The following is a 15,427-nucleotide window of genomic DNA, read 5'->3' as shown; positions in this document are numbered from 1 at the left end:
TATTAAGGAGCCTGAAGCAGTTCCATATACAATTCCCGAACGATCATTTCAGCACCTAAACTCATTAAATGATCGTTCGGCAACTGACAGTCAATTAAATCGATATTCATTTTACTTAAAAAAATCAATGCTGCTTTTGACGCATTGCTTACATGGCTAAACATACTTTCTCCACAAAAAACACGATTTACTTTTAAACCATATAGGCCACCCACCAGCTGATCAGCCAACCAAACCTCTACACTGTGCGCGTAGCCCTGCTGATGAAGGCTAATGTAGGCATCTTGCATTTCGTTGGTAATCCAGGTACCGTCCTGCCCTTTCCTTTCGGTAGTTGCGCAATTGCGGATCACTTCGGCAAAAGCCTGATTAAAAGTAATCTTGAAAACTTCCTGGTTTAAAATTTTCTGCATGCTCTTACTGATCTTAATTTTATCGGGATAAATCACACAGCGTTTGTGTGGCGAATACCAGAGGATTGGTTCGCCTTCACTAAACCATGGAAATATACCATTCGAATAGGCGATTAACAACCGCTCCGTACTTAAATCACCACCAATGGCCAATAAACCATCCTCTTCTGCCAAGGCTGGGTCTGGAAAGCCCGGATTGTCATCTAGTAGCTGAAAAAACATAGGCAAAAATAAGAAAGAAAACAAAGATTAAACCCTGGCGTTTTAAATATGTCATACTGTAAAACAGTCTATTATGAGCGCAAAAGATAATTTCTTAAAAGTAAAACATCTTTACAACCGGGCAGGCTTCGGGGTTTCTTATGCCGACTTACAAAAATTAAGCAAAAAAAATCTCGATAAAGTGGTCGATAATCTGCTTAAAGATTCCCTAAAAAACGATCCCATTAATTTAGTGAACGATTACGAATCGAAACGACAACTTTTGGTTCAGGCGGGTTTATACTCGAAAAAAGACCTGACCGATGAAGAAAAGAAAATGCGCCAGCAGATTGTACGGGAGCAAAACGAAGTAAGCCGCGACCTGAATATTGCCTTCATTACCAAAATGATCAATACCGATGCCCCGTTGAGGGAGAAGATGACCCTTTTTTGGCATGGCCATTTTGCCTGCCGCAGCAATAACCCGTTTTTTGCGCAACAATTAAATAACATCCAAAGAACAAATGCCCTGGGCAGCTTTAAAACCTTACTGGTTGAAGTTTCCAAGTCGCCCGCAATGCTGCAATACCTGAATAACCAGCAGAACAGAAAAGGTAAACCAAATGAGAACTTCGCCCGCGAACTCATGGAACTTTTCACCCTTGGAAGAGGAAATTATACCGAGCAGGACATTAAAGAATCTGCCCGCTCATTTACCGGCTGGATGTACGACAAAGATGGCTCGTTTATTTTCAGGCAAAACCTGCACGATACTGGGACAAAAACCTTCTTTGGTAAAATCGGCAATTTCGAAGGCGAAAATATCATCGATATTATTCTCGAGAAACCCGAAACCTCACAGTTTATCGCTCGGAAAGTATATAAGTTTTTCGTAAACGATAACCCTAATGAGGCTCATGTTAAAGAACTTGCCACACATTTTTACAACTCGAAATACGACATCGGCTCGATGATGAAAAAAATGTTTACATCTGATTGGTTTTATAGCCCTGAAAATGTAGGCACAAAAATTAAATCACCCACTGAATTTTTAGTAGGCTTAAGTCGCGAGTTTTATGTTACCTATAACAAACCACAGGTTTTAATACAGCTACAAAGCAGTTTGGGGCAATATTTATTTAACCCACCTAATGTAGCGGGCTGGCCTGGCGGACAAAGCTGGATTGATAGTTCATCATTAATGTTAAGGATGCGCATTCCTTCGCTTGTTTTAAATGACGGGGAAATCGATTTCAGCGGCAAAGCAGATCCTGAAGATGAAGCTGTAATTGCCTTAAGCAGAACAGCTACTACCAATGCAAATGCCAACATGAAACCAAAATCGTACGTAAACGCAAATGCAGACTGGCCTAAATTTTTAGATACTTTACCAAAAGGATTAACGCCGTTGGAACTCACCGAGTTTTTATTGCAACCGAAATTAAATGCCAAAATAACAACAATGGTAAGCGATAATAAAGGATTGAGAAGTACAGCAGTCGAAATTACCAGCATGCCCGAGTACCAGTTGTGTTAATAGTCGATAGTTGATGGTCCAATAGCCGATTAGCTGAGCACTCAAACCAATGAACTATTGACAAATGAACAAGTGAACCAAAATATTAACAAGATGAACAGAAGAAATTTTTTAAGAAATACAGGATTTGTTGCAGCAGGTTCGCTATTTGTTCCGGCTTTTATGAAACCGCTTGAGGCCATGGCCCTTGATGAATTGAGTTTATACAAAAACTTAGTTGTGGTACAGCTTTCTGGTGGAAATGACGGTTTAAATACGGTTATTCCCTTTGGAAACGACATTTATTACCAAAAAAGAAAAAGTATTGCCATTAAACCTGAAGAGGTAATTAAATTGAACCACATGCAAGGGCTAAATCCGAACATGGCGGCCCTGCAAGAAATTTATGACCAAGGCTGGATGACCATCATCAACGATGTTGGCTACCCCAACCCAGACCGCTCGCATTTCCGTTCGATGGATATCTGGCAAACGGGTAGCGACAGCAATCAATTCTTATCAACCGGATGGATTGGCCGTTATTTAGATAGCAATTGCCAAACCTGCAAATTCCCTTATACTGCGATAGAAGTAGACGACTCGCTTTCTCTGGCCATGAAAGGGCAAACCAAAAAAGGAATTGCATTAAAAGATCCCGCAGCTTTGTTCCGTAATACGAACGATCCCTTTTTTAAGGCCATGTTGCAGAATGATAAGGAACATTTAGATGAAGATAATTTAGGTTATTTATATAAAACCATGATCGAAACTTCATCCTCTGCCAGTTATATCCAGAATACTTCCAAAATTTATCAGTCGAAATCTACTTACCCTACTTCGGGTTTTGCAAACCAATTGAAAACGGTTTCTAAATTTATTTCTTCCGGATTAAAAACAAGGGTTTATTATGTATCCTTAAGTGGTTTTGATACCCACGTAAATCAGATTGGTCAACAAGGTAATCTGCTTAAACAATATAGTGAAGGTATGGCTGCTTTTTTGAAAGATCTAAAATCGAACAATAAATTGGAGGATACCTTGGTAATTACCTTCTCCGAATTTGGCCGCAGGGTTGAACAAAACGCCAGTAACGGCACCGACCACGGAACGGCAAATAATATGTTTGTTTTTGGTGGAAAATTGAAGAAACAAGGGATCTTTAATGCTGCGCCTAATTTAAGTGATTTGGATACAGGCGATTTAAAATATCAATTGGATTTCAGACAGGTTTATGGTACCATTTTAGATAAATGGCTGGATGTAAATAATGCTGATATCCTGAATAAAAAGTTTAATACACTCGATTTTATATAGATCTTACAAGAAGTCAAGTTTTATACCAAATTGCTATGAAACTTGACTTCTTTTCTATTTATCTCCTTTTTAATACATAAACAGGCCTACTGCTGTCTTTATCAATCTGATCGGTATAGGTATTAAGAAGTTCATAGCCATATCTTTTCAATTTATTGAGACAATCTATTTGGGAATTGAAAAGCAAATCATTTCCGTCGTCGTCTCTTACGTTCATTTCTTTAGGCCGTTTGAATTTTTGCCCATAATCTACCCTGGCAATATAGGTATCGCCACCATTATAAATCGGTTTTAATTCGATGTAATCTACCTTGATATCACTTAACTTAAAGCCATTTACATTTTGAGCTTTAGTACGCGACAGCCCTAAGCACGCGACGAATGTCGCTGCAAGAATTAATTTTTTCATGTTGTGTTTCTTTTGTGTGTGATTCTAAATTACGAAGAATGATTTATACTTTTAAGATCAGTATCGACAAAAACGAATTAATGCACGCATGGAAAAATTCTTGCTTTTTTTTATCTCTATTTCATTGCTGCTCGGCAATAAAAGCGTTGCGCAAAAACAGCAAAACAAAGTTTACAAAACATTTGTAGCTGCTGATTCGGTTGTTATCCTCAGCCATAAAGTAACTTATACCCCAATAATAAATATAGGTGACTACTCCCCACGTTTAATTGAGAATGGAAAGCTGAACGAAAAAATCATAAAGCAAAGACTTAGACTCAGCAAAAAAGATATCGACTCATTGGCAAGCATCTTAATTACACCTCTTAAATTGGGAGAAACATTCGAGCGTGGCAAATGCTTTATCCCACATCATGGAATTTTAATCTTCAAAGGCGATAAATGCTCATTCTTTGATATCTGCTTTGACTGTAAACACTTTGTGACCTCCGATGACATTAAACTTTCGGATAGCTCAAGAATTATTACATGGAAAAAATTAAAAGCCTTCTTTAAAACGCGTAAAATGGATTACCAGATTCCGATGGTTGACGAAAAGGACGATTAGTCTTGTAACAAATACTTCCAAATTAAATCTTAAACTAAAAACATAATGAACTTTTTAGGCAATATTATCTGGATTATTTTTGGCGGTATCTTTATTTTCTTCGAATATATTATTGGAGGCCTTATCCTTTGTCTAACCATTGTGGGGATTCCTTTTGGTATCCAATGTTTTAAATTCGCCATTGTAGGCCTTGCTCCTTTTGGCGTTAAAATAACCGATACCTCATCAAATACAGGCTGCCTTTCTACTATCATGAACCTGATCTGGATTTTATGTGGCGGTTTCTGGATTGCCTTAACGCATTTATTTTTTGGTATCCTGCTTTGCATTACCATTGTGGGTATTCCATTTGGTCGCCAGCATTTTAAGTTAATGAATTTGGCATTCACGCCTTTCGGAAAATCGATTTCCTGATTTGAGGTAAATTTATACCGTTCCGTCATTTCGACTGCAGTGTTCCAAAGGAACTCCTTCGGAGGAGAAATCTGTAAACATTTTTTTGAAAAGCAGGTTCTGTGCTTATCGGATCCCAACGTCCCGCCATTCGCTATAGCCCTCATGATCCCGATGAAAAATCGGGACGGGGCTGTCGCTACTGTCGGGTTTATTGAACTTTGGCCTGCTCCCATTAGCAAAAACATTGTACCTAGCCCCGATTGAATGGGATGCCCACGATACTTTATCGGGGCAGGAAGGACAGCTATATATTGCAGCGTCATTTCCAACTTGATTGGAAATCGTAATGCCTTGGTAGGATTTTAAGCCTGCGCGGGAATGACGCCCTTTGAAACTATTAGATCAATCCTATTGATTTAGAATGTTCAATCGCTTCCCCGCTATTATTAAATAAACACGCACTCACCCCTTTTTCCTCAACTTTGTTAAGCAATTGTCTTGTTTCTACTTCTTTTTCAGGACGAATATTGCGAATGTAGACCGCTTCGATATTTTTTGGATACTTCTCCACTATTGTGGAATAAATTTTTGGGTCCTGCTGCGAGTTATCACCAAAAAACACAAACTTCTGATTGGGGAAAGCATCTAAAATCCGCATTACCCTCAATAATTTACCCTCATGGCCTGTTTTACCTGTGCTGACTAAATCTTTCCATCGTTTTAATGTATTTAAAAGAAAAGCACCGTCAGGCAACTTGTTAAACCTAAAAGTCTCGACCAAATAATCGTAAAGGTTCCATTCGCTGCTGCTTACATAAAAAAAGGGATTGGGCTGATCTGATTCAGTGTGCGACATGGCCAATTGCTGATAATGACTGGCTGCATCAGGAAAGGTTTTACGTGTATGTGGATTCTTGATAAACAGCTCTCTCAACCGCCGCCCTATAGTTGCCGAATGAGAAATCATCACGGTATCATCCACATCCGAAATAAAGGCATATTGCGTAATGTGCGGTACATATACCTTACCCTCACCTGCACTTAAAACCTTCCCGTTTTTATCAACAGCTTCTACCTTAACAAAGTGCCAGCCTGCAGGCACATCATGTTCAGCTTTCCATTCGAATTTAAAAAAGCCATCCCCTTCGGTTTTATTGTAAATCGTTTGATCAAAAAATTGCAACCGCACCTCAACAAAAGCATAGGGTTTTAGGATAAAGAGTTTTAAAAGATGTACAATATTAATAAACAGATTATTACTATAAACCTGCTGCGTTTTCGCCTTGCGTTTAAAAACATGACCATAAACAATCAAATTATGCGTGTGGCCGTAGCCGTGATATACTTTAACACTAACAGATTTATTCATCTGTATTAAAACAGAGTTTACTAAAAGTTGTTTGTTGATATAAACCATAAGGTAACACATGAAATTATTATTCATCATCAATCCAGCCTCAGGCAGCCATGACATTAACTTAAAGGAAGTAATTTCTACCTATTTCGATGCAAAAGATACAGAAATTGATCTTTTTGAATTGCCCAAAGATTGTTCTTTAGAGAAGATAAAACAAAGAATTACAAGTTCAAAAGCAGATCGCGTGGTAGCAGTTGGTGGCGACGGGACCTTAAAACTGGTTGCCGAATGTTTGTTGCATACTGAAACGCCTATCGGCATTATCCCTAGCGGTTCTGCAAATGGGATGGCGAAAGAATTAGACATACCAACTGATATTGAGCTGGCTTTAGCAATTTTGGATGAAGGCCGTTTGCAAAAAATCCATGTGGTTAAACTTAATGACGAAATCTGCATTCATTTATCCGATTTAGGTTTTAATGCCTACCTGGTAAAGAAATTTGATACCCTGCCCCAGCGCGGTATGTGGGGCTATGCAAAAGCCACCTGGCATGCCTTATGGAACCACAACAGAATGGAAGTGCAACTGAAACTTAAAAACGAAACCATTACCTCTAAAGCAGCCATGGTGGCTATTGCCAATGCAACCATGTACGGCTCTGGATTAAAGATAAACCCTGACGGAAAATTAGATGACGATCTTTTCGAAGTGGTTTTGGTAAAAGATTACTCCTACCTGGAAATATTAAAAATATGGATCACCAAACTGCCCTTCAACCCGAAAAAGATAGAAGTGTTTCAAACTGCTGAAGTAAAGATTTCCTCAAAACACAAAGCACATTTCCAGGTTGATGGAGAGTACATTGGCAGGGTGAATACTGTTGAAGCAAAAATTCTGCCTGCTGCCATAACGGTGGTTTTACCTAAGGTTTCAGAAGGATGAACGGTGAATTTTAATCGTAAAATACAGCCTGAAGAATTCGGCAATAAAGCAGATGCGGAACAAAATATCAAACCACCGTTCGCCGAGGTTTAATACTTCTGGTAAATAAGTAATAAAGCCAATGGAAAATACCCAAACCACCAAACGGAATGGAAACTGAATATAATAAGTAATAAAGCCGAATTTCTTAAATAAGATCAAACCCGCTGCCGATGCAAAAAGCGACACAAATAGGGGCAACAATAAAACAACCTTGGCCTGCGAAAGTATCTGGTGGGGGATTTCGTTCAGGTGTGTTAAAATCTGCCAAAACTGTTTAGCCAATAATGCAATGCTGATGATATCCAATAAGGCAAAAAATCTGCTTGTGTTTTTCATTTACTTACAATACTTTGCTAAATAATCGTCAGCCATTTTACTTCCCATATATTTAACAAATAAAAAATCCTCACAGGCACCTTGTTTATCGCCCTGTTTTATTTTTTTTAGGGCCATTTTTATCCGGTCATCCAAGTATTCATCATCAATGCCTAACTGGTTTTTAATGGCAATAATCTGAACCTCTTGTCCGGGTTTTGCCTGGTCGATGTTTTTATAGAAATTAATTACAGAGTTAGTTAAACCTTCTTCAGCCAGGTAAGTACGGATAGCTTCCTGAATGGCCTCATTTGATTTTCCTTCACAATTATAGCCCGAAAGTTTAAAATTAACCGGAGCTACAATCGAAACTGTTGTATCGTATCCTGCCGGAACCTGCCATTTACCGCTGCTTAAACGCACCAAGCGCAAGGCTTCTTCATCCAGGTCAGACAATATTCCTTTACTAATTTTGGAAAAATAAACCTTACCCTGGCCATTGAGCTTAAAACTCACGCTCACAGTTCCCTGAATACAATTATCTTTCGAAAACTGGGGATAGATCGTATTTTCCCTTAAGAAATTCGTAAAACCACTTTTACCCGATTTAAACTGAACCTGGGCCATGGCCAATGAACAGCAGAAAAGTAAAGAAAGGGTAAGCAGGTTTTTCATGATACTAATTTACTAAAAAAAACCGAAAGCATTTTACCACAGAGGGGCACCGAGTTTTTCACAGAGAAATGAGAAATATAATTGACATTTAAATAGTAAGTTCGTCTTTCCCGCGCAGGCGTGAATCTTAAAGCACACACTAGTAGCGATCGCTGTAAGATTGCTTCGCCGGCTGAAAAAGCCTTCTCAATGACGATCCTCGCCGCCTATCATCGCAAACAAATCTCTCTGTGGCCTAGGTCCTTTCCCTCTGTGTTCTTTATGGTTAAAAACTAAGAAAAATTAGTTTTTAAAATCAAATTCGGGTCGGGGCAGTTTGCCAGGTATTTTTCTCGTTCACTAAATCTGCAAACCCCAGGGTAATCGCCTTTTAATCCTTCCATATTTTCGATCAATTGAAAATGAAGGTGTGGCGGCCAGTAACCGTTCTCTTCTTTTGGGCCTAATTCTGCGATTTTTGCGCCTGCTGGAATAAATTTACCTTCCTCCAGCCCATTTAACGAAGCTAGGCTTAAATGCCCATATAACGCATTAAACTTAAAACCATCAATTTCGTAAGCCAAGATGATTGTTGCGCCGTAATCGCCAAAGTTGTTATTATTGGCAAAGCTCTGAACGGTGGCATCGTAAAAACTATAGACCGGTGTTCCAGCTGGCCCCCAGATATCTACACCTAAATGTAACCTGCGGGCTTCTTCTCCGGCATTAAAATGAGCACTTCGTGAATATATGGTACGGTGTTCATCATAACCGCCAATTCCATAACGAGCATTGTTCCGGGTTAATTTTTCATTTATCCAGGCAGAAAATAAATCGGTATTATCCAGAATTTCATTTGTTAACTCGGTATTTGCCACAGTAAAATCTAAAGGTAAAAGCTGGTCATGATTTACATCAAAATCAACCACCTTGTGGATCAATGAAGCATTCGCTCGAATAATCTGCTCAAAAGTTTGCATCCGTAATTTATTTGAAGATATAAATGAAATTGTAAATGTAGTGAGACAAAGCCCCTCCTATTACAAATAAGTGCCAAAGCTCATGGCTATGCATCCACCTAAATAACTGTTTATCCTTTGCATAATAATAGGTTCCGGCAATGTAAAAAACGCCACCGAACAGTAACCAAAAAATTGCACCAAAAGGTAGTGTACCTAGCATTTTCTGTAGCAAAGGCACAATCAAACACCCCATTAAAATATAAATAGACAAAGAAATGGCGGTACTTTTTAAGCGGTTAAAGATTTTAAGCAGGCAACCAACAATAGCTATAATCCATACAATAGCAAACAAACTCCACCTCAACCAACCATCAAAAACTAGTAAAGCAGTTGGCGTGTAGGAGCCTGCTATCATCAGATAAATACAGCAATGATCGAATTTTTGCCAAAAACGTACACCATAATCGGTAGCCGGATAACCATGATACATGGCACTTACGCCAAAAAGGATAAAAGTGCCAATGCTATAAATCCATGCAGCAGTATATTCAATAGGTGTATTGCATTTTTGAAGCAATATATAGCCTGCCGGAATTGCAATTAACGCCGGTATAAAATGAGTGAAGAAATTAACGGGTTCCCTTAGCTTCCTCACAAAGATTATTCGCTGTCTTCGTCCTTCTGTCTGGGTTCTTTTGCAATCTTCTCGAACAGATGATCCATCCGCTCTACATACTCGTTCGTGTCATCTACAAAGAAAGTAAGCTCTGGCACTACCCTAACCTGATGGCGGATTCTGCTTCCCAATTTGTACCTGATTTCGCCCGAATGTGCGTTAACTGTATTGATAGAAAGCGTGGTGTTATTGGTATTAAAAAAGCTCAGGTAAACTTTAGCCACTGCCAAATCTGGCGAAACCCGAACACGGGTAATGGTTACCAATGTATTAGGCAAAAATGCAGCACCTTCCCGCTGAAAAACCTGTGCTAACTCCTCTTGTAATACTCCTGCAAATTTCTGCTGACGTTTACTTTCCATAATGTATTTATCTATCGTTATTTTGATGAAACCTCGCAGGTTTTCGAAACCTGCGAGGTTTATTTTTGCACCCCAATAACGGAATTTAATCTAATATAACAAATTACTATCATACGGGTACCTCGCTATATGCGCATCTTTGACCTTATCGTACAATAATGTTTTAAACTCTTCTAAGTTTTCTTTTTCTGTGGCCGAGATAAATAATACAGGTACTTTATCGTGGCTCATCCAGCTTTTCTTAAAGTCTTCTAAAGTCAGCTTGCCATCATCCTCTTCATCATCAACCTCAGGCGAAACATAAGCATCAATCTTATTAAAAACTAAAATCATGTCTTTATCAATCGCGCCAATATCTTTCAAGGTTTCATTGACCGTATTAATCTGATCTTCGAAGTTAGGATGCGAAACATCAACCACGTGGATCAACAAATCGGCTTCACGTACTTCATCTAAAGTAGATTTAAAACATTCTACCAAATGGTGAGGCAGCTTGCGGATAAACCCAACGGTATCGGAAAGCAAAAAAGGTAAATTCTCGATCACCACTTTACGAACAGTCGTATCTAAAGTCGCAAACAATTTATTTTCTGCAAATACTTCCGATTTCGACAGCATGTTCATGATGGTGGATTTACCTACGTTGGTATAGCCTACCAATGCTACCCGAATTAACTGACCACGGTTTTTACGCTGTGTTTCGTTCTGCCGGTCTATATTTCTTAAACGCTCTTTTAGCAAAGAGATTTTATTTAAAATAATACGTCTATCACTTTCTATCTGGGTTTCACCCGGACCACGCATCCCGATACCACCTTTCTGGCGCTCTAAGTGAGTCCACATACCGGTTAGGCGTGGCAAAACATATTGTAATTGCGCCAGTTCTACCTGTGTTTTTGCCTGTGCAGTTTGGGCCCTGTTGGCAAAAATATCGAGGATCAGATTGCTTCGATCTAACACCTTAACTCCAAGTTCACGATCGATGTTACGTAATTGCGACGGTGATAATTCATCGTCGAAAACCACCACATCAATTTCTTCTGATTTTACATAAGCTTTTATCTCTTCCAGTTTTCCCGTACCCACAAATGTAGCACGCTCTGGTTTAAGCATCTTCTGTGTAAAAACCTTTTCTACCTTTCCCCCCGCTGTATCGACCAAAAAAGCCAGCTCATCTAAATATTCTTTTGTTTGGGCTTCTTTTTCACCAGGTGTAACCACTCCGACTAAAATTGCCCGTTCCTGCACTACGGCAGTATCATATGTCTTTTGTTTTCCCATGTAATTGAGGCAAATATACGAATTTGCCAACGTGTAAATCCATTAAGCTTCGTTATTCCGTCATTTCGAGTGCAGCAAAGCGTAGCCGAGAAATCTTTTAACGATAAGTCCATCTAAAGATTTCTCCGCCATGGCCGAAATGACGATTTTTCTATAAAACTCGATCTATATCTGCCCTACAAATTCTTTTATTGCAACACCTGGATTGTCAGTCTTCATAAAATTCTCGCCAATTAAAAACCCGTTAAAACCTGCGGCCTTTAGATCTTTAATCGTTTGTGGATTGCTAATCGCACTTTCCGAAATCTTTAAAAATTCATTAGGGATTTTATTTACCAAATCGAACGAAGTCTGGATATCTACCGTAAAATCGCCCAGGTTTCTGTTGTTTACACCAATAGCATCCAGATTCGGACAGATGCTCCGTTCCAACTCTTCCTGGTTGTGCACTTCTAACAACACATTTAAGCCTAAGTCTTTTGCAAACTTTCCGAAATCGTTAATCTGCTGAGGGGTTAATATTGAGGCGATCAATAGAATAATATCAGCACCCCAGGCTTTTGCTTCCAGGATCTGATACTCATCGATCATAAAATCCTTCCTCAAGATCGGAATATTGTTTGCCGCCCGTGCTGCCAGAATATCGTCGGTTTTACCGCCAAAGAAATCGACATCCGTTAATACCGAAAGTGCAGATGCACCCGCAGCATTATAAGCCTGCGTTACCTCTGCAACATCGGCAATGCCATTGATTAACCCTTTTGATGGCGAACGACGCTTAAACTCTGCAATAATGCCGGTACGGTCTTCGGCCAATAGAAACTCCTTAAAAGAATAAGGTGTTCGTTTAAAATGCACCGAATTTTCTAAATCCTGTACAGAAACCAAAGCTTTAGCAGCCGCAATTTCTTCTTTTTTGCGTAATACTATTTTATCTAATATGTTCATTTTACTTATCCGTCGTGCTGATCCGATAGCTACCGGATTTGTTTCAGCATCTAAAAGTTAACTAATCCCAGTAAGATCCTGAATCAAGTTCAGGATGACGACCGGATGAATAAAGCACTAGGGGGTTGAGGTTAACCAGTTTTCCATCATCTGTTTCCCATACTCCGTTAACACACTTTCAGGATGAAACTGTACCCCGCGTACATCTAAAGTTTCATGCCTTAACGCCATAATTTCATTCTTATGATCTCTTGCTGTAATTTTTAAACACGAAGGGAAGTTATCTTTACTCACTACCCAACTGTGGTAGCGACCAACATTTATGGTTTGCGGGCATTCCCAGAACAAAGGCTCATCGCCATCTACAACAGTTACCGGTGTAGCAATTCCGTGCATTGGTCTGCCCAGGTTCAATAAAGTACCGCCAAAAACTTCGGCTATGGCTTGCTGGCCTAAACATACCCCAAAAATACTCTTCGTTGGCGCATAAGTTTTAATTACATCTAATAACAAACCAGCTTCTTCCGGAATGCCCGGCCCAGGTGAAAGTAAAATTTTATCATACTTATCTACATCGGCCAGATCGAATTTATCATTTCTCCAAACTTCTGCTTCATAACCAACTTCGTTAATTAAATGCACAAGATTGTAGGTAAAACTATCATAGTTATCAATTACTAAGACGGTTTTTTTATCTATATTTTCCATTTTATTTCCTGTTAACGGATTTTACTCCAAACTAAAAACTCCTCACTCCCAACTATATTCCCTCTGCCATTTGCACCGCTTTACGCAACGCCGCAATTTTATTGTTCACCTCCTGCATTTCAGTTTCGGGAACGGAATCGGCCACAATACCCGCACCTGCACGGTAATGCAGTTCGTTATTCTTGCTCATAAACGTCCTGATCATGATGGCATGGTTAAAATCTTCATTAAAGCCCATAAAACCAATTGCACCAGCATAAAAATTCCTGCCCAGCTTTTCGTTTTCGTCAATCAACTGCATGGCTTTGTATTTTGGCGCACCACTTAAGGTACCTGCCGGATAGGTATCGGCAACTACTTTAAAAGCACTTACGTTTTCCTGCAAATGACCACTCACTTTACTTACCAGATGGATCAGGTGTGAATAGTATTGTACCTCTTTAAAAGATTTTACCTCCACGCGGTTACAGTGCCTGCTTAAATCGTTTCTGGCCAAATCAACCAGCATTACATGTTCTGCACTTTCTTTCGGGTCTTGTTCTAATTTACGGGCCTGTTCAGCATCTTCGATGTCGTTTCCGCTGCGTTTAAAAGTTCCTGCGATTGGGAAAATATTGGCCGAATTGTTTTTGATGGTAATCTGTGCCTCTGGCGAAGAACCGAACAATTTAAAATTCCCATAATCAAAATAAAACAGATAAGGAGATGGGTTTATCGAACGCAGGCAACGGTATACATTAAATTCATCACCAGAAAATGCTTGTTTAAATGCTCTTGAAGGCACAATCTGGAAAACATCACCGCGGTAAATATGCTTTTGTAGTTTCTCTACCAGATCCATAAATCCCTGATCGGTTAGGTTTGAACTTTCCTCACCGCGAAGTTGAAACTTATATTCAGGGTAATTTTTATTCTGGATCAGGTACTCCATTTTTTCAAGCCCACCCTCTTCTTCTCCTTCGAAAGTATTTTTGAAAAGGGTGATTTCATTTTTAAAGTGATCGATGGCAATGATATAACGGTACAGGTGATACTGCATTTCCGGAATTTCTTCACCCTCTGGTGTTTTAGAAGTAAACTTTATATCTTCAAAATGTTGTACTGCATTCCAGGTAAAATAGCCAAACAGACCGCTCGAAATAAATTTAATTTCGGGTAATTCCGTTTCTCTGAATTTATCTTTAAAATCGGCAATTTCTTCAATCAGGTTTTTACTTTCGGTAATCTCTACGGCGCCATCAGGAAAATAAGTCTCTAATCGCGATCCCTTCAAAATAATTCCTGCTACCGGATCGGCACAAACAAAACTCATCGAGTTTTCTCTGCTGTGGTAGTCAGAACTTTCTAACAGGATGCTGTTAGGATACACATCACGTAAGCGTAAATAAATGCTCACTGGCGTTGTGGTATCGGCAAGCATTTTTTTGTAAGTCGTATTAATTTTATACATGATAAAGGTAAATGGTGTAAGCTATAGGGCTTAAGGTTTGCATTTCGTATTTTTTAACAATAAAAAGCCCGGCGTGTGGTTCTACGCCGGGCTTTAATGGTTCTTTAATAAGGTTTAGGTTGATAAACTATATTTTGTTCATACGCAGCCAGCGCAATTCGTTCGAATTACTTTGCCAAAGCCATGTATGTATATTGTTGATCATGAGCAACAAAAATATAAAGAATTTCCAAAAATGGAAATAATTATGAAAATAAATTTAGTCCGAAGTCGAATACAGCATGTGCTCTTCGCCACGCGTCCAGGCCCCTGCTTTTTATAATTACTATGAAACCCCAAAAAACGATCTACCCGGAACTTCTTTTACCATTAATAAAATGGTTACAATAATCAAAATCAATGCTAAGCCAAAGAAAACTGAAATGGTACGGTGTTTTGCAACAGCGTCAGCAACTTTTTTCGATTTAGCATTACCAACAGTAATTAAAATAATCGCAATTATCATCATACTGATGTGCTCCATTTTAAAATAACGCACCGCTGGTGCACCGGCACTGCTCAACTTATACCAGCCTTCGCTGAAATAAAGTACCAAACCAATCAACAATTGAATGTGTGCACTGATTAAAGTGAAAACATTTAGCTTTCTATCACCTTCTGTATAGGTTTTATTACCAAACCAGCCAGACAAAGCCTTAACAACGGCAATAATTAGCAAAAGAAAAACCACATAGCGCCATCCAGAGTGGGCACTTTTTAAAATATCGTTCATATCAATTAATTTCTATGACTCAAAAATAGACATTAATTGTAAAAAATAGGATATTCAACAGATTGAACGCTTATTTATATTAGTTTTAAACAAATTAAACA

The 15,427-nt window shown here is 39.0% G+C and carries 18 protein-coding genes; 5 read left to right on the top strand and 13 right to left on the bottom strand.

Translation table 11 applies throughout. The features are described from left to right. Nucleotides 1–2: 2 nt before the first annotated feature. Nucleotides 3–635: a leucyl/phenylalanyl-tRNA--protein transferase gene (gene aat, locus J7E57_RS00655; protein WP_215129621.1), complete on the bottom strand. Its 633-nt coding sequence runs from the start codon at nt 633–635 to the stop codon at nt 3–5. Between the two features lie 73 nt (nt 636–708). On the opposite strand from aat, the gene J7E57_RS00650 reads away from it, so the two are divergent. After that, the gene (locus tag J7E57_RS00650; RefSeq protein WP_215129619.1) at nt 709–2,151 is read left to right on the top strand and encodes a DUF1800 family protein; all 1,443 of its coding nucleotides are present in this window, start codon (nt 709–711) and stop codon (nt 2,149–2,151) included. A 93-nt stretch (nt 2,152–2,244) separates the two neighbouring features. Then, nucleotides 2,245–3,444, top strand: a complete 1,200-nt coding sequence (locus J7E57_RS00645; RefSeq protein WP_215129617.1) for a DUF1501 domain-containing protein — start codon at nt 2,245–2,247, stop codon at nt 3,442–3,444. 58 nt (nt 3,445–3,502) lie between these two features. On the opposite strand, the gene J7E57_RS00640 is transcribed toward J7E57_RS00645, so the two are convergent. Continuing rightward, nucleotides 3,503–3,853, bottom strand: coding sequence for a hypothetical protein (locus J7E57_RS00640; RefSeq protein ID WP_215129615.1), 351 nt, complete (start codon nt 3,851–3,853; stop codon nt 3,503–3,505). A gap of 88 nt (nt 3,854–3,941) precedes the next feature. On the opposite strand from J7E57_RS00640, the gene J7E57_RS00635 reads away from it, so the two are divergent. Together J7E57_RS00635 and J7E57_RS00630 are read left to right on the top strand one after the other, a co-directional pair. Then, nucleotides 3,942–4,460: a hypothetical protein gene (locus J7E57_RS00635; RefSeq protein WP_215129613.1), complete on the top strand. Its 519-nt coding sequence runs from the start codon at nt 3,942–3,944 to the stop codon at nt 4,458–4,460. 45 nt (nt 4,461–4,505) lie between these two features. Continuing rightward, nucleotides 4,506–4,874, top strand: coding sequence for a YccF domain-containing protein (locus J7E57_RS00630; protein ID WP_029274540.1), 369 nt, complete (start codon nt 4,506–4,508; stop codon nt 4,872–4,874). Between the two features lie 379 nt (nt 4,875–5,253). Here J7E57_RS00630 and J7E57_RS00625 read toward each other — a convergent pair whose 3' ends face one another. After that, complete coding sequence (locus J7E57_RS00625; protein ID WP_215129611.1) at nt 5,254–6,225, bottom strand: App1 family protein; 972 nt, start codon at nt 6,223–6,225, stop codon at nt 5,254–5,256. Nucleotides 6,226–6,283: 58 nt separating this feature from the next. Between J7E57_RS00625 and J7E57_RS00620 the strand changes: the two genes are divergently transcribed. Next, nucleotides 6,284–7,156, top strand: a complete 873-nt coding sequence (locus tag J7E57_RS00620; RefSeq protein ID WP_215129609.1) for a diacylglycerol/lipid kinase family protein — start codon at nt 6,284–6,286, stop codon at nt 7,154–7,156. Here the strand turns inward: J7E57_RS00620 and J7E57_RS00615 are convergent. The 10 genes from J7E57_RS00615 to J7E57_RS00570 form a co-directional block, all read right to left on the bottom strand. Beyond that, on the bottom strand, nt 7,145–7,534 hold the full coding sequence (locus tag J7E57_RS00615) for a hypothetical protein (RefSeq protein WP_215129607.1): 390 nt from the start codon (nt 7,532–7,534) through the stop codon (nt 7,145–7,147). The two genes, J7E57_RS00620 and J7E57_RS00615, sit on opposite strands and share 12 nt — an antisense overlap. After that, a complete protein-coding gene (locus J7E57_RS00610) occupies nt 7,535–8,188 on the bottom strand; it encodes a TonB family protein (RefSeq protein WP_215129605.1) in 654 nt (217 codons plus the stop codon). It lies immediately after the preceding gene. A gap of 272 nt (nt 8,189–8,460) precedes the next feature. Beyond that, the gene (locus J7E57_RS00605; protein WP_215129603.1) at nt 8,461–9,147 is read right to left on the bottom strand and encodes a peptidoglycan DD-metalloendopeptidase family protein; all 687 of its coding nucleotides are present in this window, start codon (nt 9,145–9,147) and stop codon (nt 8,461–8,463) included. Between the two features lie 7 nt (nt 9,148–9,154). Next, nucleotides 9,155–9,784: a PAQR family membrane homeostasis protein TrhA gene (gene trhA, locus J7E57_RS00600; protein ID WP_215129601.1), complete on the bottom strand. Its 630-nt coding sequence runs from the start codon at nt 9,782–9,784 to the stop codon at nt 9,155–9,157. Between the two features lie 5 nt (nt 9,785–9,789). Next, nucleotides 9,790–10,167, bottom strand: a complete 378-nt coding sequence (rbfA, locus tag J7E57_RS00595; protein WP_116249286.1) for a 30S ribosome-binding factor RbfA — start codon at nt 10,165–10,167, stop codon at nt 9,790–9,792. Between the two features lie 90 nt (nt 10,168–10,257). Further along, complete coding sequence (gene hflX / locus J7E57_RS00590; protein ID WP_215129599.1) at nt 10,258–11,448, bottom strand: GTPase HflX; 1,191 nt, start codon at nt 11,446–11,448, stop codon at nt 10,258–10,260. Between the two features lie 165 nt (nt 11,449–11,613). Continuing rightward, nucleotides 11,614–12,396: an indole-3-glycerol phosphate synthase TrpC gene (trpC, locus tag J7E57_RS00585; RefSeq protein WP_215129597.1), complete on the bottom strand. Its 783-nt coding sequence runs from the start codon at nt 12,394–12,396 to the stop codon at nt 11,614–11,616. Between the two features lie 117 nt (nt 12,397–12,513). Then, on the bottom strand, nt 12,514–13,104 hold the full coding sequence (locus J7E57_RS00580) for an anthranilate synthase component II (protein ID WP_215129595.1): 591 nt from the start codon (nt 13,102–13,104) through the stop codon (nt 12,514–12,516). A 52-nt stretch (nt 13,105–13,156) separates the two neighbouring features. Next, on the bottom strand, nt 13,157–14,554 hold the full coding sequence (locus tag J7E57_RS00575; RefSeq protein ID WP_215129593.1) for an anthranilate synthase component I family protein: 1,398 nt from the start codon (nt 14,552–14,554) through the stop codon (nt 13,157–13,159). A gap of 325 nt (nt 14,555–14,879) precedes the next feature. Further along, complete coding sequence (locus J7E57_RS00570) at nt 14,880–15,326, bottom strand: hypothetical protein (protein WP_029274527.1); 447 nt, start codon at nt 15,324–15,326, stop codon at nt 14,880–14,882. Nucleotides 15,327–15,427: the final 101 nt, after the last annotated feature.

Origin of the sequence: Pedobacter sp. ISL-64 (assembly GCF_018613605.1) — a bacterium.
Lineage (GTDB): Bacteria > Bacteroidota > Bacteroidia > Sphingobacteriales > Sphingobacteriaceae > Pedobacter.
The sequence above is the reverse complement of the archived record's forward strand: the minus strand, read 5'-3'. Positions and strand labels throughout refer to the sequence as shown.

Coding starts and splice junctions, on each gene's coding strand:
- aat (WP_215129621.1), bottom strand. CDS start 635: ATGTTTTTTCAGCTACTAGATGACAATCCGGGCTTTCCAGACCCAGCC.
- J7E57_RS00650 (WP_215129619.1), top strand. CDS start 709: ATGAGCGCAAAAGATAATTTCTTAAAAGTAAAACATCTTTACAACCGG.
- J7E57_RS00645 (WP_215129617.1), top strand. CDS start 2,245: ATGAACAGAAGAAATTTTTTAAGAAATACAGGATTTGTTGCAGCAGGT.
- J7E57_RS00640 (WP_215129615.1), bottom strand. CDS start 3,853: ATGAAAAAATTAATTCTTGCAGCGACATTCGTCGCGTGCTTAGGGCTG.
- J7E57_RS00635 (WP_215129613.1), top strand. CDS start 3,942: ATGGAAAAATTCTTGCTTTTTTTTATCTCTATTTCATTGCTGCTCGGC.
- J7E57_RS00630 (WP_029274540.1), top strand. CDS start 4,506: ATGAACTTTTTAGGCAATATTATCTGGATTATTTTTGGCGGTATCTTT.
- J7E57_RS00625 (WP_215129611.1), bottom strand. CDS start 6,225: ATGAATAAATCTGTTAGTGTTAAAGTATATCACGGCTACGGCCACACG.
- J7E57_RS00620 (WP_215129609.1), top strand. CDS start 6,284: ATGAAATTATTATTCATCATCAATCCAGCCTCAGGCAGCCATGACATT.
- J7E57_RS00615 (WP_215129607.1), bottom strand. CDS start 7,534: ATGAAAAACACAAGCAGATTTTTTGCCTTATTGGATATCATCAGCATT.
- J7E57_RS00610 (WP_215129605.1), bottom strand. CDS start 8,188: ATGAAAAACCTGCTTACCCTTTCTTTACTTTTCTGCTGTTCATTGGCC.
- J7E57_RS00605 (WP_215129603.1), bottom strand. CDS start 9,147: ATGCAAACTTTTGAGCAGATTATTCGAGCGAATGCTTCATTGATCCAC.
- rbfA (WP_116249286.1), bottom strand. CDS start 10,167: ATGGAAAGTAAACGTCAGCAGAAATTTGCAGGAGTATTACAAGAGGAG.
- hflX (WP_215129599.1), bottom strand. CDS start 11,448: ATGGGAAAACAAAAGACATATGATACTGCCGTAGTGCAGGAACGGGCA.
- trpC (WP_215129597.1), bottom strand. CDS start 12,396: ATGAACATATTAGATAAAATAGTATTACGCAAAAAAGAAGAAATTGCG.
- J7E57_RS00580 (WP_215129595.1), bottom strand. CDS start 13,104: ATGGAAAATATAGATAAAAAAACCGTCTTAGTAATTGATAACTATGAT.
- J7E57_RS00575 (WP_215129593.1), bottom strand. CDS start 14,554: ATGTATAAAATTAATACGACTTACAAAAAAATGCTTGCCGATACCACA.
- J7E57_RS00570 (WP_029274527.1), bottom strand. CDS start 15,326: ATGAACGATATTTTAAAAAGTGCCCACTCTGGATGGCGCTATGTGGTT.